Consider the following 21,163-nt stretch of genomic DNA (forward strand, 5'->3'; position numbering starts at 1 on the left):
TGCTGCGCTAAGCGGAGCCCTTAGGAGATTGCGCCCCCATGAGCGAATTCCACACGATCTTCGTCATCTCCTGCATCGCCGTGCTCGCGCCGCTGCTCAACAGAGTTCCGGCTTTTGCGCGCGCGCCGATCGTCGCCGTCGAACTGTTGCTGGGCATGCTTGTCGGCCCAAGCGGCGTGGGACTGCTGACGGCGGATAGCGCGGTCACCTTTCTCATGGAGTTTGGCCTCGTTTATTTGTTTTTTCAGGCGGGCTTCGAGTTCAATCAGAAGGAAATAAGCGGAAAGCCGCTTCGCCTGGGACTTTTCGCATGGCTCATTTCATTGAGCCTCTCGATCGTTATTTCCGGACTGCTTTATCTTGTTGGACTCGTGGAGGCGCCGCTTCTCGTCGCGCTGATCTTGCCGACCACGGCGTTCGGCATATTGATCCCCGTTTTGCGGCAGTCGGGGGACCTCGATAATGAATTCGGACGCTACGTCCTTGGCGTGGCGGCTGTCAGCGAACTTGGACCGCTCATTCTCGCCTCCATCGTTCTGGCGCAACACAATCATCATCTGCACCAGACGCTGTTAAGCGCGCTTTTCATCGTGCTCGGACTTGCCGCGATCTTTTTTCTCAAGACCGTGCGTTCGGACCGACTCGCCGAAAGCATTGTGTATTGGCTTGGCGACGGCGAGCTTCTGCCTATTCGAATCGCGCTCGTCGTCTTGCTTGGCTTCGTCTCATTCGCCGACAGGCTGGGGATGGAGCTTGTGGTCGGCTCCTATATGGCGGGCATGGCCGTCGCGGTCCTGGTGCGGGGCACCAAGGCCGAAATCCTCAAGGATCGTTTGACCGCCATTGGCTCCGGCTTTTTGATTCCGCTGTTTTTTATCGAGAGCGGCGCGTCATTTGACTTTGTGGCGCTCGTCAGGAGCCCCGCGACCGTCGCGCTCTTCGCGTTTTTCTGCGTCGCCTTCCTGCTCATTCGTCTCGCGCCGCTGAATCTCTTTCGCGGGACGCTGCCCGAGCGGGACATCCCGGCGTTGGGGCTGTTGTCGTCAACCACCCTGCCGCTTGTTGTCGCGCTCACCTATCTGGGCGTCGGGAGGGGACAGATGGCGCCAGAGACGGCGTCCGCGCTTGTCGGCGCCGCGATGGTGACCGTCACGGCGTTTCCAACGCTGGCCTTCTGGCTGCGTGGAACGCGTCAGCCGTCGCGCCTTGAGAGCAGCATATCGTCGATCGCTCACGCCGTCGCCGATTGGTTCTCTTCGCAAGCGTCGGGCGCATTCGCCAAACTGCCGACTCGATGGATCGAGACGCTCCAGAACGCCGAGCGTCGCGTCTCCGATCTGTTCAACCGCCCTTAGCCGAACAGGCCGCCCAGCCTGGGCGCGAGCGGATTGTCGGCGAGCGCCTGCGCGTCTGGGCGGCCGGGCGCGGGGTGATTGACGAGCGCGCCGTAGAGTCCGTGGACGAAGCCCTCGTCGAGATCCTTGACGATGAAGACGATGCGCGTGCGCCTGTCCGCGTCGGGCCACGCGTCGAGGCGGTGCGGCGGGTGAAAGACATGCTGCACGCCATGGATCGCCACGGGGCGCGACGGATCGTCGGCCAGCGCGACGATTCCCTTCACCCGCAACATCCGCGGCCCGTGGGTGTGGCGCAGAAGGTCGATGAAAATGTCGAAGGAGGCGGGCGTCAGCGGCGTCTCGGAGGAAAAGCAGAAGGCGCGGATATGCGCGTCATGCCGATTCACGTCCTGACGATGGCCATGCGTTTCGTGTTCATGATCACGGTGATGCTCATGGTCATGGTCATGGTCCGCGTGATCATGCGCCTGCGCTGTTTCCACCGCTTCGGCGTTGAGCCACTCTTTCACGCGCGGCGTTTTGGTCTCGGGATCGTAGAGGCCGCAGTTGATCAGCGCCTCGGGCGTCGCTTCGCCCTTGGCGGCGTCAAGCTGTAAGGCGCCCGGGTTGAGGCGCGCCAGCCGCGCCTTCAGCGCGTCGAGACGCTCGGCGCCTTGCGGCAGATCCGTCTTGGCGATGACGAGCCGATCCGCGACAGCGGCTTGTTTGACGGCTTCTTCATGCGCATCGAGCGTCGCTTCGCCGTTCACCGCATCAATGAGCGTCACGACGCCATCGAGCCGATAGCGCATCATCAGATAGGGGTGAGACATGATCGTGTGCAGGATCGGCGCCGGATCGGCGAGGCCCGTCGTTTCCAGCACGACGCGCTTGAACGGCTTGATCCGGCCGTTGTCGAGCCGCTTGAGCAGATCTTCAAGCGTGTTCACCAGATCGCCGCGTATCGAGCAGCACACGCAGCCCGAACTCATCATCACCATGTCGCCGTCGATCTTCTCGATGAAGAGATGATCGAGGCCGATCTCGCCGAACTCATTGATGAGCACGAGCGTCTCGGCGAGCGCCGGCGAGGCGAGCAGTCGGTTGAGCAGCGTCGTCTTGCCGGCGCCAAGGAAGCCGGTGATGACGGTCAGCGGAATTGGCGGCGGCGCCGCGCGCGTCGCGCGACTCGCGGCGGCCATGGTCAGATCGTTCATTCAGCGGAACTCGCGCCGGAGCAGAAGAAATTCCTGCTCGCGGAAGGCGCGCATCTTCGCCGAAAACGCCGTCCGTTGCCAGAACGAACGATCTTTGAGTTCTCAGCTCTTGCCCGGTTCGGCGGCGGAGTGCGCCTTTGAGGCCGCCGGCTTTTGCGCTGCGGCCGCTTTCGGCTTCGTCGCGCTTCTCGCCGCCTTGGGCTTGGGAGCTGGCTCTTCGGCGATGACGGCTTCGACCTTTACAGCGTCCGCCTTTGCCGCCTTGGCGGCCGCGCGCGCCGCTTTAGCGGCCTTGGCGTGTTTGGCGCGTCGCAGCGATACCGCGTCGGGCGCGGGCTTGCTGATCGGCGAGGCGCTGGCGTCGCCGGCCTCCGGCTGCGACGCATAGGCGGCAAGATCAGGCTGCTCGCCGACCGGCGCTCCCGGCGCGCGCGCCCGCGCCACTGGTCCGGCATAGCCCGGCGCGCGACCGACATAGACCGACACGGGCTCAAAACGCGGGCGCGGCAGGTGCGCGATCTCCTTGGCGTTCATCTGCTGCTGCGGAGCGCCGCTGAGCGTGTCGAGCAGCGGAACGCCTGAGCTGACCGGGACCGAGGCGTCCTCGATCTCCGCCATGAATTCAGCCGCCGCCGGGCCGCGGTGATGGCACACCGACTCGCGCAAGTCGGGCGCCGCCGTTGGGCCGGAGCTGGGCAGGGACGCCAAAGAGGCGACGGCCGCCCCGCTCTGAAAGCCGCGATCGAGCAGCGCCGCCGTCTTCGCCGTGCGCAGAATCGGATTGGGCGCGCCGAGGACGACGGCGATCAAACGCCGGCCGCCGCGCGTGGCGGAGGCGACAAGATTAAATCCGGCCGAACATGTGAAACCGGTCTTCATGCCGTCCGCGCCGGCGTAGCGGCCGAGAAGATGGTTATGCGTGGGGATGATCTGCTTGCCGAGCTGCATCGCGCCGATGTTGAACAGATTGGCGTGCTCGGGAAACTGCAGGTAAAGCGCGCGGCCGAGAATGGCGAGGTCGCGGGCCGACGTGACCTGCCGCGAATCGGGCAAGCCGTTGGGATTGACCCATATCGACTGCGTCATGCCGAGGGCGGCGGAGTGGCGGTTCATCTCATCGGCGAAGGCCTCGACCGAGCCGGACACGCCTTCGGCGATGGCGACGGCGATGTCATTGGCGGATTTCACCATCAGCATGACGAGCGCATTGTGCAGGGTGACTTCCGAGCCGGGTCTGAAGCCCATCTTGGAAGGCGCCATGCTGCATGCGCGCGGCGACATCATCACCGGCGTCTCGAGCGAGATGCGTCCCTGGCGCACCGCTTCGAGCGCGACATAGGCCGTCATCAGCTTCGTCACGGAAGCGGGATACCAGGAAGCGGTCGCCTGATCATGAGAGAGCACGGCCCCCGACGCGACGTCGACGACGATCGACGGGTTCGCGCGGCTGGGCGCTGCGGCGCCAAATAGGATCAGCAATCCGCTGGCCGCCGCAATCAATGTGGACTTCGAGAAGTTCATCGCCTAGCCCCGTTACCCGGCGCTGAACGCGCGGGATCGCATGAAACGCCATCTATATAATAGCGCCTGAGGCGCATAGCCGGAATAGGCGTGGAATTGGGCGATTCGGGGGCGGTTGTTGATAACCTGTTAACCATGAGTAAGGGCGCGCCGCCGTCACGGCTGAAGCGGGTGATTTCGACGCGCGAGTTCTGGCCCGACAAGATGATATCTCATCAGGAATTTCAGCGCACGGGTCCAAGACTGGTCGGTTTCCCCGCGCAGATCCGTCTGCGAGATATGCGCCAGTTCTCCCGTGCGCGCGTCGCGAATGCGCAGTTCGAGATATTGCTCCATCACGCTGACTTTTCGAAAGAAGCAGACGAAGGACAGGTCTGCGCCGAGCGTGCGCGCGATTTCGGCGTCGCAGCCGTTGCACTTGCGCAGCCAATGGTCCTTGACCCTCTGATCCGTCGCCGCGCTTCCATCGACGATTTCGAACAGTCCGGATTGAGCCAGGAGTTCGCGCGCCAGCGCCGTCATTCGTTGGAGGCGCGCGGTTTCTTCCGGGCTTTCGCCGGCGATCGGCCCCCCGGCGGTGAAGTCGTCGAGCTCGATGTCGAAGACCGCGAGCTTCATCGGCGGCGAGGATTGCGCGCGAGCGCCGGTCGCGACGGCTCCGGTCGCGATTGTGACGAGCGCCGATAACAAAAGGTGAGTGAGCGTCTTCTTAACCATCGCCAGGCTCCGCTGTTGCAGTTGAAGGCGTAGCTGCGTGAAGCGTTGGAAGCTTCGGCCTTTCGCCTGCGGCGGTCTGGGCAAATTTCCTTGGGGGCCGCCGATCAGGTCGCCGACGCGTCGCCGACAAGTCCTGCGCCGATGGCGAGCCACACGAGATGGGCGTCGGTGCGCGCGCCGATCTTGGATTTGATCTGATAATGGTAGTTCTGAACGGTTTTCGGACTGAGATTTAAGATGCCGGCGATGTCCTCGGTCGTTCGGCCAGACGCCACGAGCCGCAAGATCTCCGTCTCTCTGGGGCCAAGCTCATCGACGAGCGCGCGGCCCTCGCCCAATCGCTCCGCGGCGATCTCTCGCGCAACGTCGTCGCTGAGCGCTCGGCCGCCCTTGGCGACGATCGCCACGGCGCGGAGCAGCTCCGCCGCGTCGCTGCTTTTGGTGACATAGCCGGACGCGCCGGCCTCGAAGGCTTTCAGCGCAAAGGCCGCGCCGCTGTGCATGGTGAAGATCAGAATGCGCGCGCCCTTGTCCCACTGCTTGATGTGGCGGACCGCTTCGACGCCGCTCGCGCCGGGGAGAGAAAGGTCCATGATGACGATGTCGGGCGAAACCTTCCGATAGGCTTGGTAGGCCTCCGCGGCGTTGGCGGCTTCGGCGACGATTCTGTAATCCGGCTGGCGCTCCAGAAGCCGCCGATATCCCTCCCGAACGATCGGGTGGTCGTCGACGAGAAGAATTGCGGTCATGCGGGCGCCAGACCTTTCATCGGCGCGTTGTCGAAGGCGATAAGCGGGATGCGCGCGACGACGCGCACGCCTTTTGTGGCGTCGCTGATCGACAGACTTCCGCCAAAAGCCGCGATGCGCTCGCGAATTCCGAGAATGCCGTGGCCGGAGGCTGCGGCGAGGCGGGAGGCGTCGCCGCCGCCGTCATCCTCGACCGTCAGCGCGACGAGCCCGTCGTCTGGCGCCGCGCGTTCGACGCGCAGATAGACATTTTTCGAGTCGCCGTGCCGCATGGCGTTGGTCAGACATTCCTGCGCGATGCGATAGAGGCTCGTCGAAATCGTCTGAGGAAGGTCGGCGAGGTCGCCCGTGAGCCGCAGGTGGATGAGCGCCTTTCGCTCCGCTTTGGCGTTCCAGCTCGCCGCGAGCTGAACAAGACAGGCTTCGAGCCCAAGTTCGTCGAGGTCTTGCGAGCGCAGCCGGGCAAGCGCGTCGCGCAGGGTCGTCATCATGCGCTTGGCGACGCGCGCGATTGAGCGGGCGTCCTCGGCGACGCCGGGATCAATCCGGGCCGCCGCCGCCTCGATCGAGCCGGCGAAGGCGAGGGTCGCCGTCAGGCACTGGCCGAATTCGTCGTGGAGGTCGCGGGCGAGGGCGCGGCGCTCCTCCTCCTGGACTTCGAACAGCCGCTTCGTGAGCGCGGCGCGTTCCGCCGTGGTTCGGGCCAGCCGTTCGGCAAGGTCGTTGACCGCGCGCGCGATCAGCCCGAACTCGCCCTTTGTCAGCGCCTTAAGCCGGCTGGCGTAGTTTCCTTGCTCCAGCTGGCGCAGCCCGCAGACGATGGCTCGGGTCGGCGCCAGAGCATGGACGATGGCGGCTGCCGCCAGAAGGCACATGCAGATCGCCATCGTGGCCGCAACGCCGACGATGATCGAGATCTGCCGCCAGGCTTGTCGGATGGCGGCGCCGGCGTCCGCCCTGACCAGGATTGCGCCGGTTTCCGGTTGCCGCACGGTCAAGGGTCGAACGATCGGCGCATGTGCGCCGAATATGCGCTCATAGGCCGCCGCAAACCATGCCGGCGCGGTGGAGCCGACGCCCTCGAGCTGACTGCAAAGCGTCCGCGGCTCTTCGTCGCCCGGCGCATAGCTGATGCAGACGCCCGGCGAAACGAGCTTCAAGGTCGAAAGCGACTCCCAGTCGGGAACGGGCAGAATTTTGTCGCGCCGCATGCTGCCCCGCCAGAGGATGGCCTGCCAGTAGAGATTTTCGAGATGATGCGCGACGCGCTCGGCGGACGTCGCCGCTTCCGTTTCGATTGCGCGGTGCGCGTCGACCATCACCCAGCCCGCGGTCAGCGTAAGGCAGATGAGAGTGATGCCGACAAGCTGCAAGACGAGCCGAACGATCAACCGCATTGGCGCATTCCTCGACGAAAAACCCGTCGCTCAGTAGAGCAGGAATCGAAACGAGGTCCAGCGCGCATCACGCGCTTAGGCTCTGATCGGGCAAATTGCCTGGGCGCGAGGGATTTGGATTCGTTTCAAAATTTCGGCGCGGCCTGGGCGGATATGCTAATGTGACGCCCATGCGGGTTGGACTAGGTCGTGATCGACAAGCTTGAATTCCTTATCGCCGTCGCCAAAGAGAAGAGCTTTTCTCGCGCGGCGGAGATTTGCGGCGTCACCCAGCCCACGCTCTCGGCCGGCGTCAAGCAGCTCGAAGATTCGCTCGGCGTGTTGCTCGTCAACCGTTCCTCGCGCTTCCACGGGCTGACCGCCGAGGGCGAGCGGGTGCTCGAATGGGCGAAGCGCATCGTCGGCGATGCGCGCGCGATGCGCCAGGAAGTTCGCACCCTCAAGGAAGGCCTTACCGGCCAGCTGAAGATCGCCGTCATCCCGACCGCGCTTGGCATCGTCTCGGCGCTGACGACGCCCTACCGCGAGAAGCATCCGGCGGTGCGCTTTTCCGTGATCTCCGCGTCGTCGAGCGAAGTGCTGACCATGCTCGACAATCTTGAGATCGACGCCGGCATCACCTATCTCGACAATGAGCCGCTTGGCCGCGTGCGCACGGTGCCGCTCTGCTCCGAACGCTACCGGCTGCTGACCTTCGCCGACAACCCGCTGGGGAACCGCGACCGTGTGACATGGGCTGACGTCGGGCGCATCGATCTCTGTCTGCTCACGCCGGACATGCAGAACCGTCGCATCGTCGAGCAGCTCATTCGCAAGGGCGGGTCCGAGCCCGTGCCGATCCTCGAGTCGAACGATGTCATCTTGCTGTTCGACCATGTGAGGTCCGGCCGCTGGGCGACGGTGCTGCCGGAGAAGCTCGCGAAGACCCTAAACGTGGCGGCGCCGTTACGCTCGATTCCCATCGTTGAGCCGGAGGCTGTGCATGAAATTGGCCTTGTGGCGCCGCAGCGTGAACCGGTGATTCCGCTGGTCGCCGCCTTGGTCTCGGAGGCAAAAAAGCTGGCGGAAAGCCACACGCTGGACGGTTGATAGGATCGCCCTATCGCACAACGGATGGTCGCTATTGATCGCGCCTTGGATTTCCGGCACTGTTCTCGGAATTAGTCTAAATAGGACGACCGCATATGCGCAACGTCCAGGCTGAAAGGGAAGAAATGTCTGGCGCTGCTCAGTATAGCGACGAGCGCGCGCGGGAGATCATCGCCGCCCATATGGGTCTTGAGGGACCCGCGATGCCCATTCTGCACGCGCTTCAAAAAGAATTCGGCTATGTGCCCGACGCCGCCGTCAAGGAGATGGCCGAGGCGCTGAATATTTCGCGCGCCGAAATGCATGGCGTCGTGACCTTCTACCATGACTTCCATCGCGCCCCGCACGGGCGCCACACGCTGAAAATTTGCCGGGCCGAATCCTGCCAGTCGATGGGCGCGGAAAGACAGGCGCGAGCATTCCTCGACAAGTTGAAGCTCGACTGGGGCGGAACGACGCCGGACGGCGCCCTTTCGGTCGAGGCGGTGTATTGTTTGGGACTATGCGCCCACAGCCCTTCAGCGCTTTACGACGGCGAGCCGATCGGCCGCGTCGACGCTGAAATGCTTGACGAAATCGCCGCGGAGGCGCGCGACTGATGGTGAAGCTTTACATCCCGCTGGATATGGCCGCCGTCGCGATGGGCGCCGACAGACTGGCCGCCGCCGTCGCACAAGAGGCCGCAGCCCGCGGCGAAACAATCGAGATCGTGAGAAACGGCTCGCGTGGAATGCTCTGGCTCGAGCCCCTGATCGAGGTGGAGACTCCCGCGGGCCGTGTCGGTTATGGCCCGGCCAAGGTTAAGGACGTCGCGTCGCTGTTTGACGCCGGGTTCCTGACCGGGGGCGCGCATCTGCTGAACATCGGGATCGTCGACGAACATCCCTGGATGAAGAAGCAGAACCGCGTCACCTTCGTCCGTTGCGGCGTCATCGACCCGCTGTCGGTCGCCGAATATGAGGCGCATGACGGCTTCAAGGGACTGAAGCGCGCCTTCGAGATCGGGCCCGTGGCCGTCGTCGAAGAGGTGACGAAGTCGGGCCTGCGCGGCCGCGGCGGCGCGGGCTTTCCGACGGGCATCAAATGGAAGACGGTGGCGGACTGTCCGCCGGGCCAAAAATATGTGGTGGTGAACGCCGACGAGGGCGATTCCGGCACTTTCGCCGACCGCATGATCATGGAGGGCGATCCGCTCTCGCTGATCGAAGGCATGCTCATTTGCGGATACGCGGTCGGCGCCTCCAAGGGCTATATCTATCTGCGTTCCGAATATCCCATCGTCGCCAAGGTCTTTCAGGCGGCGATCGAGAAGGCGCTTGAGGCGGGCTGGCTCGGCAAGAACATCAAGGGCTCGGGCTTCGACTTCGACGTCGAACTGCGCATCGGCGCCGGCGCTTATGTTTGCGGCGAGGAGACCTCGCTGCTCGAATCTCTCGAGGGCAAGCGCGGCATCGTGCGCGCCAAGCCGCCGCTGCCGGCGCATGTCGGGCTCTTCGGCAAGCCGACGGTCATCAACAATGTCCTGTCCATGGCCACGATCCCGATGATCATGGAGAAGGGCGCGAAGCATTACGCCGATCTCGGCGTCGGCCGCTCGCGCGGCACTATGCCGCTGCAGATCGCCGGCAACGTCAAATATGGCGGCCTCTTTGAGACGGACTTCGGGATTCCGCTCGGCGTGGTCGTCAACGAGATTGGCGGCGGCACCCGCTCTGGTCGTCCCGTCCGCGCGGTTCAGGTCGGCGGTCCGCTCGGCGCCTATGTGCCCGTGTCGCTTTTCGACCTTCCGATCGACTATGAAGCCTTTGCCGCCAAGGACAGTCTCATCGGCCATGGCGGTCTTGTGGTTTTCGACGACACCGTCGACATGGCCTGGATGGCGCGCTTCGGCATGGAGTTCTGCGCCATCGAAAGCTGCGGCAAATGCACGCCGTGCCGGCTCGGATCGACGCGCGGCGTCGAGACTATCGACAAGATTCGCAACGGCATGGACGTCGATGCGAATATCGAGCTCCTCAAGGATCTCTGCCATACGATGAAGTTTGGCTCGCTCTGTGCATTGGGCGGCTTTGCGCCGTATCCGGTCGAGAGCGCGCTTCGACATTTCCCCGAGGACTTCCGCAAGCCGGCCCTTGAAGCCGCCGAGTGAGGTAGCCGCCATGACGCTTATCAAAGAAATCGATTACGGCACGCCTGAGTCCCTATCCGTAAAGTCGGTCACGCTGACCATTGACGGGAAGAGCGTCACCGTGCCGGAGGGCACGTCGATCATGCGCGCGGCGATGCAGGTCGGCACGGAGATCCCGAAGCTCTGCGCCACCGACAGCATCAAGGCGTTTGGCTCCTGCCGGCTCTGCGTCATCGAGGTCGAGGGCCGCAACGGCACGCCGGCCTCCTGCACGACGCCGGTTGCGCCCGGCATCTCCGTCAAGACGCAGACCCCGCGCCTCGCCGCGATCCGCCGCGGCGTGATGGAGCTTTATATTTCCGACCATCCGCTCGACTGCCTGACCTGCGCGGCCAATGGCGACTGCGAACTGCAGGACATGGCGGGCGCGGTGGGCCTGCGCGACGTCCGCTATGGCTATGACGGCGCCAATCATGTCTTCGCCCGCAACAATGGCGAAGTGAATTTCGACTGGAAGCCGAAGGACGAATCGAACCCCTACTTCACCTTCGACTCGTCGAAATGCATCGTCTGTAACCGCTGCGTGCGCGCCTGCGAGGAAGTGCAGGGCACCTTCGCGCTGACGATATCGGGCCGCGGTTTCGAATCGCGCGTTTCCGCCGGCATGGACGAAGCTTTCATGGAGTCGGAATGCGTGTCCTGCGGCGCCTGCGTTCAGGCCTGCCCGACCGCGACGCTGATCGAGAAGTCGGTGGTCGCCGTCGGTCAGCCGGAGCATTCCGAGGTCACGACCTGCGCCTATTGCGGCGTCGGCTGCACTTTCAAGGCGGAGATGCGCGGCGAGGAAGTCGTCCGCATGATTCCCTGGAAAGACGGCAAGGCCAACCATGGCCATAGCTGCGTCAAGGGCCGCTTCGCCTACGGCTACGCCCATCACGGCGACCGAGTTCTTGATCCGATGATCCGCGAGTCGATCGATCAGCCCTGGCGCGTCGTCTCGTGGGATGAAGCGATCGGCTTCGCGGCCGACAGGCTGAAAGCGGCGCAAGAGAAATACGGAAAGAACGCCGTCGGCGTGATCACCTCGTCGCGCTGCACCAATGAGGAGAGCTACCTCGTTCAGAAGCTCGCGCGTCAAGGTTTCCTCAACAACAACACCGACACCTGCGCGCGCGTCTGCCATTCGCCGACGGGTTACGGACTGGCGCAGGCCTTCGGCACTTCCGCCGGCACGCAGGATTTCGACTCGGTCGACGACGCCGACGTCATTCTGGTCATCGGCGCCAATCCGACCGACGCGCATCCGGTGTTCGGTTCGCGCATGAAGAAGCGCCTGCGCGAGGGCGCCAAGCTGATCGTCATCGATCCGCGCCGCATCGACCTCGTGCGCTCGCCTCATGTCGAGGCCGACTATCACCTTCCGCTGAAGCCGGGCACCAATGTCGCGATGGTCACGGCGCTGGCGCATGTGATCGTCAAGGAAAACCTCGTCAATCTCGACTTCGTCAAAGCGCGCTGCGACTGGGACGAATATCAGGACTGGGCCGCCTTCGTCGCCGACGACCGCTACAGCCCCGAGGCGCTTGAAAGCGTGCTGGGCGTGCCGGCCGCCGACATTCGCGGCGCTGCGCGTCTCTACGCCACCGGCGGCAACGGGGCGATTTACTACGGCCTCGGCGTGACGGAGCATAGCCAAGGCTCCACCACCGTCATGGGCATCGCCAATCTCGCCATGGCGACCGGCAATCTCGGCCGCCGCGGCGTCGGCGTGAACCCGCTGCGCGGTCAGAACAATGTGCAGGGCTCCTGCGACATGGGCTCGTTCCCGCACGAGCTGCCGGGCTATCGCCACATCTCCAACGATGCGGCGCGTCAGGCGTTCGAGAAGGACTGGGGCGTTTCGCTCGACCCGGAGCCGGGCCTGCGCATTCCCAACATGTTCGACGCGGCGATCGAAGGCACCTTCAAGGGGCTTTACGTTCAGGGCGAGGACATTCTGCAGTCCGACCCCGACACGCGTCACGTGTCGCGCGCGCTGGCGAACATGGAAATCGTCATCGTGCAGGATCTCTTCCTGGTCGAGACGGCGAACTACGCGCATGTCTTCCTGCCGGGCGCGACCTTCCTTGAGAAGGACGGCACCTTCACCAACGCCGAGCGCCGCATCCAGCGCGTCACCAAGGTGATGTCGCCGAAGAACGGCTACGCGGACTGGGAAGTCACCCAGCTGCTCGCCAACAAGCTGGGACTTAATTGGAACTACGCCAACGCCAGCGAGATCATGGACGAGATCGCGCGGCTGACGCCGTCCTTCGCAGGCGTGTCGTTCAAGCATCTCGCCGAGGCCGGTTCGCTGCAATGGCCGGTCAATGACGACTCGCCTGAGGGCATGCCGATCATGCACATCAACGGTTTTGCGCGCGGCAAAGGCAAATTCGTCATCACCGAATATGTGCCGACCGAGGAGAAGGTGGGGCCGCGCTTCCCGTTGCTGCTCACGACCGGCCGCATCCTGTCGCAGTACAATGTCGGCGCGCAAACGCGACGCACCGAGAACAGCCAGTGGCATCCTGAGGACATCCTCGAGATCCACCCGCACGACGCAGAAGATCGCGGCGTGCGTGAAGGCGACTGGGTGAAGGTGGCGAGCCGCGCCGGCGAGACGACGCTGCGCGCCAAGCTCACGGATCGCGTGGCGCCGGGCGTCGTCTATACGACGTTCCATCATCCGAACACTCAGGCCAATGTGGTCACGACCGACAATTCCGACTGGGCCACCAATTGTCCCGAATACAAGGTGACGGCGGTTCAGGTCTCGACCACCAACGGGCCGACCGACTGGCAGCATCAATATCGCGAGCTGACGGAGCAGAGCCGTCGCATCGCGAGCACGATCGACGCGGCGGAATGACGGAGAGGCCGCCGCCGACACTACGGGTGGAATGCCTGGCGCGCCGTCACGATGTGACGGCGCGTTCTTCTCGCGTGATCCCCGAAGAGACGCCGGTCGCCTTCACCTTTGGCGGCTCCACCCATGCGGTGATGATGGCGACGCCGGCGGATCTCGAGGATTTCGCGATCGGCTTCGCGCTCACGGAGGGGCTGATCGATTCGCCGGAGCAGGCGGGCGACGTCGAGATCGTCGTCTCCGACGCCGGCATTGAACTGCGCGCCTGGCTCAAGGGCGGACGGCAGGAAGCCTATGTCGAGCGGCGCCGGTCGATGGCGGGGCCGACCGGCTGCGGCCTTTGCGGCATTGAGAGTCTCGAGGCGGCGACGCGCATTCTGCCGACTCTCGACAGTGCGCTGTCGGTGCGCGCCGACGCCTTGATCGAGGCGATGGAGCGTCTGCCCGCCGCTCAGAAATATAATCAGGAGACCCGCGCCATCCACGCCGCGGCCTTCTGGAATCCCGGCTCCGGGGCGCTGATCGCGCGTGAGGACGTCGGCCGCCATAACGCTCTCGACAAGCTCGCCGGCGCGCTGACGCGCCAAGCCATCGCGGCGGGGCAAGGCGTGGTGCTGATGACGAGCCGGGTTTCCGTCGAACTCGTGCAGAAGGCCGCGCGCATGGGCGCGCCGATCATCGCCGCCGTCTCGGCGCCGACCGCGCTCGCGGTGCGCAACGCGCAACACTGCGGCATGACTCTCGTCGCCGTCATGCGCGGCCGGGACTTCGAAGTCTTCACCCATCCAGGACGCATCCTCGAACAGGTTTCCGCACATGTCGCATGATTCGGTCGATAAGCTCGTCAGAATGGCTAACCAGATCGGCACGTTCTTCGTGGCTCAGAAGCATCCTGAAGGCGTCGCGAGCATGACGGATCATTTGAAGAAGTTCTGGGACCCGCGTATGCGGAACGCTATCGTCGCGCATGTCGATCATGGCGGCGCCGGCCTCGATCCGATCGCGATCGAGGCGGTGAAACGCCTCAAACATCCAGCGGGCGCCGCTGCTTCGGAATTGCGTCCCGGCGAAGGCGGCTCCGACGGCTGACGAACGCTCGATTGCTCGCACTCTCCATGTCGCAAAACATTGGACGTCGGCGCGTTCGTCGCCTAGGTCTGAGATCCCGGCGCAGCCGCGCGATCATTCTTACTCCGACTGAGCGATGAACGACCAAACATGTCCCTGCCGCGCGATGGACGCGCAACAGCTTTCCTATGCGGCCTGCTGCGCCCGTTACATCGAAGAGAAACAGCGGGCGCCAAGCGCTGAAGCGCTCATGCGCTCGCGTTACACCGCCTTTGCATTGGGTGACATCGACTACCTTGTCGACTCCCTGGCGCCGGAGTCGCGTTACGATTTCGATCGCAAGGCCATCACGCATTGGTCGCGCAGCTCGCAATGGCTTGGGCTTGAGATCCTGTCGACGGAACAGGGGCTGCAGGGCGATGAAACCGGCTACGTCGAATTCGTCGCGCACTTCTCCAGCGAAGGCGAACGCTATGCGCATCGGGAGCGCTCGCTGTTTCGACATGACGCGCAGGATGGCCGCTGGTATTTCCTCGAAGAGGCCAATCGCAAGAGCGCGCCCGTCGTGAAGGGCAAGCAGGCGGGCCGTAACGATCCATGTCCTTGCGGCTCCGGCAAGAAGTATAAGAAGTGCTGCGGCGCAGCCGCCTGAGCGGCAATTGGCCTACGCTGCGATTCACCTGCCGCCAAATCCTGGAACAAAGCGGTTCCGCCCGCGTTGCGTCGGCGTAGAACTCCTTAACCTTGGGGAAACGGCGATGGACTGGAATCGAGTCGAAGGCAACTGGAAGCAGTTCAAGGGCAAGGTAAGAGAGAAGTGGGCGGAACTCACCGACGACGATCTTGCGCGCATGGACGGCAAGCGCGAACAGTTTGAGGGCGTTCTCCAAGAGCGCTACGGCGAAGGGCGGGACCGCATTCGCGAAGAGGTTGACACCTGGCTGAAGACTCTAAACTCGTGAATTTTTAGCGCGTCGCGGGCTTAGCGTGACGCCGCTCCTGGCGCTTCTCGATCAGCCCGAACCTCAGGTTCGGGCTTTTTTATCGACGCCCAGCCAGTTCGCCGGGCGAAGAGCGGTGAGAACAGAGCTTTGCCGACATCTTGGAACATTCTTAAAAAGGCAGAGTTGTTTTCATACCCGTCTCCGTTGAAAGGAGAGCCGAAATGAGTTCGAAGCCGAAACTTGGTGTAGACTGGCGGCGCGCTTTGGAAACAGTCCGCAGGATGCTGCTTTTGCCGCAAGTCGAAGCGCCGCGAAAGCGTTTCATCCATGTTCGCGAACCGCGACAGGCGGAGATCGAGCAGTGGTTGCGCAGCCGAAAATGATTCCCTCGACCATAAACTCTTGATGATTGCCTGTTGAACGACAGGCAATCATTTTTTTGTTCATTTCTCGTCACTTAGCGTCTCAACTCAAGGCGCCAGTGCGCTTTCCGAGAACGGAGCAACACCGCTACAGCCTATTTGGCGACCGACGTTGAAAGTCGCGCCAGTAAGTCGAGAAACTTCTCAGGCATCGGTTCTAAGAGGCTCGTCGCGTATATGTCGCGCAGCCCGGAGGTCAATTCCCCATCGATGCCAAGAAACGAGAGCTGGTGGGCAGCGTCACATCGCTCCGCCGCCGGCGCGCCCCGGCGACCCTTCGAGATTTGCTTTTCAGCTTTCTTATTCATGTCGAAGAGCCCTTGGGCGGCGCTCTGGATATCGGCGCCGTCGACTCCAATGAATACGGGCAGGTGAAGGGTCATGATCGAATTCAACAATATTCGAGCGCCAAAGTTCCCTTTTGGAGCGCTAACCATCTTTTATTGTGGCGATTAGGGCGGAAGCGGAACGATGCATTCGACGGAGCGTTATCGGAGAAGTTCCCGGCCCTCGGAGGGTTTAGATGGCGCCGCGGTCGTTCTGGAAAGGCTATTTGAAGCTTTCGCTTGTGACCTGTCCGGTCGCAATGACGCCGGCCACGACTGAAGGTGAAAAAGTTCGCTTCCACATCCTCAATCGGAACACTGGCAACCGCGTCGTCAGTCAATATGTCGACGCGGTCTCCGGCGCGCCGATTGGCGAAGACGACGCGGCGAAAGGTTATCCCCGCGGCGAAGACGATTACGTGCTGCTTGAAGATGAAGAGCTTGACGCCTTAAGCCTCGAAAGCACGCGAACGATCGATATCGAGACCTTTGCTCCGGCCGCCAGCGTCGACTGGATCTGGTTCGATAAGCCTCACTATCTGGCGCCGGATGATCCGATCGGCGTTGAGGCCTTTTCCGTCATTCGCGACGCGATGAAAGCGACGGGAACAGTCGGCCTGTCGCGGCTGGTGATGTATCGGCGCGAGCGCGCCGTGATGGTCGAGCCGCGCGACAAGGGGCTTGTCTTATGGACGCTGCGCTTCGCCGACGAAGTGCGCAATCCGAAGGACTACCTCGACAAGATTGGCGCCGAACCGCCGAACGCGAAAGCTCTCACCCTGATTTCCAAATTGATCGATGAGCGCAAGAGTCACTGGGACCCGGCGATGACCCATGATCCCGTTCAAGCGCAATTGCTCGACATCATTTCCGGAAAGAAGAAGGAGCACAAACCCGCTCGCGGGACAAAGCAAGCGCCGGCGGCTCCCAGCAATGTCGTCAATATCATGGATGCGCTCCGCAAGAGCATCGATGCGGAAAAGCGCGGTGGCTCCAAGCGTCGCTAGGCTTTTCTCTTTTTCCGCGTCGTCTGCGGCGTTTCGATCGGCGCCGCCGCTTGACGAAAGTCTTCCCACGGATCGCTCTGCAGCGACTCGAGGCGCGCGAGGGTTTTCACGATCCTGAAATAGTCAGGTCCGATCGCCGGGCTAAGTTCGTCCCAGGAGAGCGGCATCGACACGGCGGCGCCGGGCCGGGCGCGCGTGGAGTATGGCGCGACAGCCGTCGCGCCGCGCTGATTGCGCAGATAGTCGACGAGTATCTTTCCGCGGCGCTTCGATTTGGTGATCGTTGCAACATATTTGCTCGGGCTGTCCCGTGTCATCGCATCGGCGATGCTTTTGGTGAAAGCTTTCACCTCCGGCCATTCCGCTTTGGGCTTCACGGGCGCCACCACATGAAGGCCCTTTCCTCCAGATGTTTTCACGAAGGCGGCGAGCCCAAGGTCTTGAAGTCGCTCCCGCGTTTCTTCCGCGGCCGCAATGACGGACTCCCACGCGACCTCTTCGCCGGGATCGAGATCCATGATGATGACGTCAGGACGTTCCCAGTCCGACGCCGTCGAGCCCCAGGGATGAATTTCCAGGGCGCCGGATTGAACGAGCGCGATCAGGCCGTTGAGGTCCTTGATGCTGAGCAAGGGTTCCTCTTCGCCTTTCGGGTCGTCGATGAGCACGATGTTCGGATCGATGCCTTTCCAAGCATGCTTCTGGAAGAATTTCTCTCCCTCGACGCCGTTGGGGCAGCGCAGCAGCGCCAGCGGGCGATTGACGATGAAGGGCGCGATATAGCGCCAGATTTCGGTGTAGTAATCGGCGAGGCCCTGTTTGGTGACGCCTTGATCCGGCCAATAGAGCCGATCGGGATGGGTGAGCCTCACGACGCTTTGCTCCGCTCTCGCCGCTGTCGCCCGCTCAAGGGGCGGCGCCTTTTCGCGAACGACGTCGCGCGCGTCCTTATCTTCGCGCAGACCGCGAAAGGAGGCGTGCCGAAGAACCTGCTCGGCTGTCCAGCCGCGAAATTCCACCTCAGCGACCAGTTCGGGCCGCACGTAGCGTACATTGCGCGCGGCCTCCGCACTGAGGCGCGCGCCGAATGGGCTTGAGGGAGTGCGCATGGGATCGAGTTTCGTGAAAAGCTCATGCGCCATATTCGCCGTGAATCCCGTCCCGACGCGGCCAACATGGCAAAGGACGCCATTCTGGTAGACGCCAAGCACGAGGGCGCCGATCGCATGGCGCGACACCGTCGAAGGCGTATAGCCTGCGACGACGAATTCCTGCCGCGCGAAGCATTTGGCCTTTATCCAGCTCTTCACGCGGCCGGAGCGATAGGGCGAATCCCGCAGCTTGGACACCACGCCTTCGAGACCGAGCCGACACGCGTGCGACAGCACGACCGCGCCACCGTCCTCAAAGTGAAGGCTCAGACGAACCCTGTCGCCGTTCTCAGCGCCCAAGAGCGCTTCCAGCAATTTTTTGCGTTCCCGCAAGGTCGCGCCGCGCAGATCATAGCCGTCAAGGTAAAGAAGATCGAAGACCCAATAGACGAAGCGATCGGTCCGCCCTGCGCTCAGATCGGCCTGCAGCCCGGAGAAATCCGACGCGCCTGAACTCGTCTCGACGACGATTTCGCCGTCGATGAGCCCGGCGCCGAGAGGCAGGGCGCGCAGCGCCGACGCGACTTCATCGCCAAATTTCTTCGTCCAATCGAGACCGCTGCGTGAGAGCAGCCGTACGCGTCCCGCTTCGATGCGCGCCTGCACGCGATAGCCGTCGAATTTGATTTCGTGAATCCATTCCTTGCTCGCCGGCGCGGCGCCGGAACTGGCCTGCATCGGCGCAACGAAATTCGGCAGCGGCGCTTTCTTTGCGCCCTTGAGACGCGATGGGTCGATGTCCGCGGCATGCGCATGCGTTGGCGCGACGGCGCTTGTCTTGATTGACCGGGGCGCCGCGGCCTGCTTTGGCGCGGCGGCTTTTTTCGAGCGCCGCGCCGGCTTGTTCTCTGCGACATCGCCGATCGTGCGCCCGGTGTCTACCGAGCGCGGCATCTCCTCAAGTATGTCCTCGTCTTCAGGCGCACGCGCAAATGCATCTTCGCTTTTGATGAGAAGCCAGTTGTCGTGCTTCTCGCGCGGCTTTCGCGCCATGCGCACGAGATGCCAACGGCCCCCGAGCTTTTCGCCGCGCAGCTCGAAATCGAGGTGGCCCTTGGCATAGCCCTTGTGCGGGTCGCCTTCGGGAATCCACACGCCCTTGTCCCATACGATCACTTCGCCGGCGCCATATTGGCCTTCCGGAATGACGCCTTCGAAACTGCGATAGTCGAGTGGGTGGTCCTCGACGTGAACGGCAAGCCGCTTTTCGCCCGGCACGAGACTTGGGCCTCTGGTCACAGCCCAGCTTTTCAGAACGCCGTCCATCTCCAGGCGAAGATCGTAGTGCAGCCGCCTCGCGGCATGTTTCTGGACGACGAAGCTGCTGCCGGTCTTTCGAGCGCCTCGCCCCTTGGGCTCGCGCGTCGCCCCAAAATCGCGCTTCTTGCGATAGTCGGCAAGCGACATGCGCGGTTAGCTCGCTTTCCGGCGTGTCGCGGCTGGCCTGGTCTTGCGAGGCTGGGCGGCTCGCTTCTTGGCTGCAGCTTTGTCGCCTTGCTCGGAAAGAGCCGCGCTCTCGCGCAGCGCCTCGAGCAGATTGACGACCTTGGCTTCCCGAGCCTTACGCGGCGGCGCGACTGGCGTGCCTTCGAGCTTCGCTTTTACAAACTCGGCGAGGACGGCCTCATAGCGGTCTTCGAACGTGGATGGGTCGAAGGCGCCCCGCTTGGTGTCAATAATGTGCTTGGCCAGCTGAAGCATTTCGCCCTGAACTTTAACCTCGGGCACTTCGTCGAACGCCTGTTGCGCCGAGCGCACCTCATAGTCGAAGTTCAGAGTCGTCGCGAGGAGGCCGTCGCCATAAGCGCTGATCAGAACGGTGCGCGCGCGCCTGAAGAGCACGGTCTTCGCGAGGGCTGCGACTTTGTTCTTGCGCATACCCTCGCGTATCAGAACGAAAAGTTCGTTCGCGTCGCTTTGGGAGGGGGAGAGATAGTAGGGCTTGTCAAAATAGACGGCGTCGATTTCGCCGCAATCCAAGAATGTCTCGATGGCCAGAGTTTTGTCGCTCTTTGGCGTCGCCTGAGCGACTTCCTCCGGTTCGAGAACGACATATTCGTTCTTGCCGACCTCATAGCCTTTGACTTGATCGCCGGATTCCACAGGTTTGCCGGTGTCGCTATCGACAAAGGTCCGTCGGACGCGGTGACCTGTCGATCGATTGATCGTGTGGAATGCGATCCTGTCAGACGTCGACGTCGCGGAGTAGAGCGCCACCGGACAGGCGAGCTCCGCAATCTTTAGAGAGCCCTTCCAGTTCGCTCTTGGCGCCAACGCAAACCTCTTACGCTCGCGGGCGAGCTCAACGCTCGCCCGCTGATTACGCTTCCGGAGACTTCATATTGTCAAGCTTTTCGGAGATTTTTGACGCAAGCATTAGTCCGACGGCCGCGCCGATGATCAGATGGAGGTTTGGCGCAACGCGTTCGGCCACTGCTTTCGCCGCCACGGGCGCCATCGAACCGATGGTGGAGCCGATCGAGCGCACCAAATTTCCATCCGGCTTGAGCAGCTGATCAAGGAAGGGGAGCTGCGGAAAGCTGCTCTGTTCGACTTCGGGTGCTGGAGCTTGAGTTTCCAGCGAGGCTGAGTCCTTTGTCGCGAGATAGACGATGAGAGCCGCGAAAAGAAAAGCTCCGGCGAGGACAAGGTTGCCGGCGATCTCTCCCCACGTTCTCATTGCGTAGGCGTGGGCGGCGGCCGTTGCGAAGCCGAGCGCGAGCAGCGCGAGGATCGTGACGATGGCGAGTCGCGACGCGCCTCGCGTCGCGTTCGCGATACTCTCGTCAACCCGATGGAATAGCGGATCCAGCATCATGATCTTGCCCGCTCCAGTTTAGCTGCGGCCCTTCCACATGGCCCCGACGAGAAATCCTCCCGCGATGGCGAGCAACAGCGCCGTCACCGGCTGTTCGCGCACCGCGCCCTCGACCGTTGTCTTGAGCCCTTCGCCTGCCGACCTGGCCTTCTCCGCGATTTCCCGGGACTGCTCGCCCACTGTCGTCAATGCGGCCTCAGCCCTCTCCATGGTATCGTCGTACTTAGCGCTGACGTCGTCAGCTATGGAGCCGGCCTTCGCGGCGGCGTTCGCCGACGCCTTGGTCACGGCGTCTTGCGCTTCCTGGACCTTGTTCGTGACTTGCGATGTTATGCTCATGCCCGCTTCTCCGCTGTTACTGCCC

The 21,163-nt window shown here is 63.0% G+C and carries 20 protein-coding genes; 10 read left to right on the top strand and 10 right to left on the bottom strand.

Going from position 1 to position 21,163, the window contains the following annotated elements:
* Positions 1-38: 38 nt before the first annotated feature.
* Entirely contained in the window at positions 39-1,355 is a 1,317-nt protein-coding gene (locus ACPS74_RS13990; protein ID WP_029648332.1) for a cation:proton antiporter, read from the top strand.
* On the opposite strand, the gene ACPS74_RS13995 is transcribed toward ACPS74_RS13990, so the two are convergent.
* The 5 genes from ACPS74_RS13995 to ACPS74_RS14015 form a co-directional block, all read right to left on the bottom strand.
* Positions 1,352-2,554 (bottom strand): CobW family GTP-binding protein, encoded by a 1,203-nt coding sequence (locus tag ACPS74_RS13995; protein ID WP_029648331.1) that lies wholly within the window; start codon positions 2,552-2,554, stop codon positions 1,352-1,354. The two genes, ACPS74_RS13990 and ACPS74_RS13995, sit on opposite strands and share 4 nt — an antisense overlap.
* Before the next feature lie 102 nt (positions 2,555-2,656).
* Positions 2,657-4,075, bottom strand: coding sequence for a D-alanyl-D-alanine carboxypeptidase family protein (locus ACPS74_RS14000; protein WP_029648330.1), 1,419 nt, complete (start codon positions 4,073-4,075; stop codon positions 2,657-2,659).
* 156 nt (positions 4,076-4,231) lie between these two features.
* Complete coding sequence (locus ACPS74_RS14005; protein ID WP_029648329.1) at positions 4,232-4,792, bottom strand: DUF3280 domain-containing protein; 561 nt, start codon at positions 4,790-4,792, stop codon at positions 4,232-4,234.
* 104 nt (positions 4,793-4,896) lie between these two features.
* Complete coding sequence (locus ACPS74_RS14010) at positions 4,897-5,541, bottom strand: response regulator (protein ID WP_018407182.1); 645 nt, start codon at positions 5,539-5,541, stop codon at positions 4,897-4,899.
* Positions 5,538-6,938: a HAMP domain-containing sensor histidine kinase gene (locus ACPS74_RS14015; RefSeq protein ID WP_029648328.1), complete on the bottom strand. Its 1,401-nt coding sequence runs from the start codon at positions 6,936-6,938 to the stop codon at positions 5,538-5,540. The genes ACPS74_RS14010 and ACPS74_RS14015 overlap by 4 nt, the downstream gene beginning before the upstream one ends.
* A gap of 189 nt (positions 6,939-7,127) precedes the next feature.
* On the opposite strand from ACPS74_RS14015, the gene ACPS74_RS14020 reads away from it, so the two are divergent.
* From ACPS74_RS14020 to ACPS74_RS14055, 8 genes are all read left to right on the top strand, one after another.
* Positions 7,128-8,027: a LysR family transcriptional regulator gene (locus ACPS74_RS14020; RefSeq protein WP_029648327.1), complete on the top strand. Its 900-nt coding sequence runs from the start codon at positions 7,128-7,130 to the stop codon at positions 8,025-8,027.
* A 125-nt stretch (positions 8,028-8,152) separates the two neighbouring features.
* Complete coding sequence (locus ACPS74_RS14025) at positions 8,153-8,626, top strand: formate dehydrogenase subunit gamma (protein ID WP_029648326.1); 474 nt, start codon at positions 8,153-8,155, stop codon at positions 8,624-8,626.
* Positions 8,626-10,176 (top strand): formate dehydrogenase beta subunit, encoded by a 1,551-nt coding sequence (locus tag ACPS74_RS14030; protein ID WP_018407186.1) that lies wholly within the window; start codon positions 8,626-8,628, stop codon positions 10,174-10,176. The genes ACPS74_RS14025 and ACPS74_RS14030 overlap by 1 nt, the downstream gene beginning before the upstream one ends.
* 10 nt (positions 10,177-10,186) lie before the next feature.
* A complete protein-coding gene (gene fdhF, locus ACPS74_RS14035; protein WP_029648325.1) occupies positions 10,187-13,066 on the top strand; it encodes a formate dehydrogenase subunit alpha in 2,880 nt (959 codons plus the stop codon).
* The gene (fdhD, locus tag ACPS74_RS14040) at positions 13,063-13,890 is read left to right on the top strand and encodes a formate dehydrogenase accessory sulfurtransferase FdhD (protein ID WP_029648324.1); all 828 of its coding nucleotides are present in this window, start codon (positions 13,063-13,065) and stop codon (positions 13,888-13,890) included. Before fdhF ends, fdhD begins: the two co-directional genes overlap by 4 nt.
* On the top strand, positions 13,880-14,152 hold the full coding sequence (locus ACPS74_RS14045; RefSeq protein ID WP_029648323.1) for a formate dehydrogenase subunit delta: 273 nt from the start codon (positions 13,880-13,882) through the stop codon (positions 14,150-14,152). The genes fdhD and ACPS74_RS14045 overlap by 11 nt, the downstream gene beginning before the upstream one ends.
* A gap of 115 nt (positions 14,153-14,267) precedes the next feature.
* Entirely contained in the window at positions 14,268-14,783 is a 516-nt protein-coding gene (locus tag ACPS74_RS14050) for a YchJ family protein (protein ID WP_029648322.1), read from the top strand.
* A 106-nt stretch (positions 14,784-14,889) separates the two neighbouring features.
* Positions 14,890-15,093 (top strand): CsbD family protein, encoded by a 204-nt coding sequence (locus ACPS74_RS14055; RefSeq protein ID WP_018407191.1) that lies wholly within the window; start codon positions 14,890-14,892, stop codon positions 15,091-15,093.
* Between the two features lie 499 nt (positions 15,094-15,592).
* Here ACPS74_RS14055 and ACPS74_RS14060 read toward each other — a convergent pair whose 3' ends face one another.
* A complete protein-coding gene (locus ACPS74_RS14060) occupies positions 15,593-15,880 on the bottom strand; it encodes a NepR family anti-sigma factor (RefSeq protein ID WP_055725704.1) in 288 nt (95 codons plus the stop codon).
* Between the two features lie 140 nt (positions 15,881-16,020).
* Here ACPS74_RS14060 and ACPS74_RS14065 point away from each other — a divergent pair, with 140 nt between their 5' ends.
* On the top strand, positions 16,021-16,830 hold the full coding sequence (locus tag ACPS74_RS14065) for a Ku protein (RefSeq protein WP_029648320.1): 810 nt from the start codon (positions 16,021-16,023) through the stop codon (positions 16,828-16,830).
* On the opposite strand, the gene ligD is transcribed toward ACPS74_RS14065, so the two are convergent.
* The 4 genes from ligD to ACPS74_RS14085 are packed head-to-tail and all read right to left on the bottom strand — an operon-like array spanning position 16,827 to position 21,138.
* Positions 16,827-19,388 carry a DNA ligase D gene (ligD, locus tag ACPS74_RS14070; RefSeq protein ID WP_029648319.1) on the bottom strand — a complete coding sequence of 854 codons (2,562 nt, stop codon included), beginning with the start codon at positions 19,386-19,388 and terminating at the stop codon, positions 16,827-16,829. The genes ACPS74_RS14065 and ligD overlap by 4 nt on opposite strands.
* A gap of 6 nt (positions 19,389-19,394) precedes the next feature.
* Complete coding sequence (locus ACPS74_RS14075) at positions 19,395-20,255, bottom strand: Ku protein (protein WP_029648318.1); 861 nt, start codon at positions 20,253-20,255, stop codon at positions 19,395-19,397.
* Positions 20,256-20,301: 46 nt separating this feature from the next.
* On the bottom strand, positions 20,302-20,799 hold the full coding sequence (locus ACPS74_RS14080) for a hypothetical protein (protein ID WP_029648317.1): 498 nt from the start codon (positions 20,797-20,799) through the stop codon (positions 20,302-20,304).
* A gap of 18 nt (positions 20,800-20,817) precedes the next feature.
* Positions 20,818-21,138 (bottom strand): hypothetical protein, encoded by a 321-nt coding sequence (locus ACPS74_RS14085; protein WP_029648316.1) that lies wholly within the window; start codon positions 21,136-21,138, stop codon positions 20,818-20,820.
* Between the last annotated feature and the right edge of the window lie 25 nt (positions 21,139-21,163).

Origin of the sequence: Methylocystis sp. SB2 (assembly GCF_049817085.1) — a bacterium.
GTDB lineage: Bacteria > Pseudomonadota > Alphaproteobacteria > Rhizobiales > Beijerinckiaceae > Methylocystis > Methylocystis rosea.

Bases quoted from the DNA above. Each gene is read 5' to 3' on its own strand.
- ACPS74_RS13990 (WP_029648332.1), top strand. From the start codon at position 39: ATGAGCGAATTCCACACGATCTTCGTCATCTCCTGCATCGCCGTGCTC.
- ACPS74_RS13995 (WP_029648331.1), bottom strand. From the start codon at position 2,554: ATGAACGATCTGACCATGGCCGCCGCGAGTCGCGCGACGCGCGCGGCG.
- ACPS74_RS14000 (WP_029648330.1), bottom strand. From the start codon at position 4,075: ATGAACTTCTCGAAGTCCACATTGATTGCGGCGGCCAGCGGATTGCTG.
- ACPS74_RS14005 (WP_029648329.1), bottom strand. From the start codon at position 4,792: ATGGTTAAGAAGACGCTCACTCACCTTTTGTTATCGGCGCTCGTCACA.
- ACPS74_RS14010 (WP_018407182.1), bottom strand. From the start codon at position 5,541: ATGACCGCAATTCTTCTCGTCGACGACCACCCGATCGTTCGGGAGGGA.
- ACPS74_RS14015 (WP_029648328.1), bottom strand. From the start codon at position 6,938: ATGCGGTTGATCGTTCGGCTCGTCTTGCAGCTTGTCGGCATCACTCTC.
- ACPS74_RS14025 (WP_029648326.1), top strand. From the start codon at position 8,153: ATGTCTGGCGCTGCTCAGTATAGCGACGAGCGCGCGCGGGAGATCATC.
- ACPS74_RS14030 (WP_018407186.1), top strand. From the start codon at position 8,626: ATGGTGAAGCTTTACATCCCGCTGGATATGGCCGCCGTCGCGATGGGC.
- fdhF (WP_029648325.1), top strand. From the start codon at position 10,187: ATGACGCTTATCAAAGAAATCGATTACGGCACGCCTGAGTCCCTATCC.
- fdhD (WP_029648324.1), top strand. From the start codon at position 13,063: ATGACGGAGAGGCCGCCGCCGACACTACGGGTGGAATGCCTGGCGCGC.
- ACPS74_RS14045 (WP_029648323.1), top strand. From the start codon at position 13,880: ATGTCGCATGATTCGGTCGATAAGCTCGTCAGAATGGCTAACCAGATC.
- ACPS74_RS14050 (WP_029648322.1), top strand. From the start codon at position 14,268: ATGAACGACCAAACATGTCCCTGCCGCGCGATGGACGCGCAACAGCTT.
- ACPS74_RS14055 (WP_018407191.1), top strand. From the start codon at position 14,890: ATGGACTGGAATCGAGTCGAAGGCAACTGGAAGCAGTTCAAGGGCAAG.
- ACPS74_RS14060 (WP_055725704.1), bottom strand. From the start codon at position 15,880: ATGACCCTTCACCTGCCCGTATTCATTGGAGTCGACGGCGCCGATATC.
- ACPS74_RS14065 (WP_029648320.1), top strand. From the start codon at position 16,021: ATGGCGCCGCGGTCGTTCTGGAAAGGCTATTTGAAGCTTTCGCTTGTG.
- ligD (WP_029648319.1), bottom strand. From the start codon at position 19,388: ATGTCGCTTGCCGACTATCGCAAGAAGCGCGATTTTGGGGCGACGCGC.
- ACPS74_RS14080 (WP_029648317.1), bottom strand. From the start codon at position 20,799: ATGATGCTGGATCCGCTATTCCATCGGGTTGACGAGAGTATCGCGAAC.
- ACPS74_RS14085 (WP_029648316.1), bottom strand. From the start codon at position 21,138: ATGAGCATAACATCGCAAGTCACGAACAAGGTCCAGGAAGCGCAAGAC.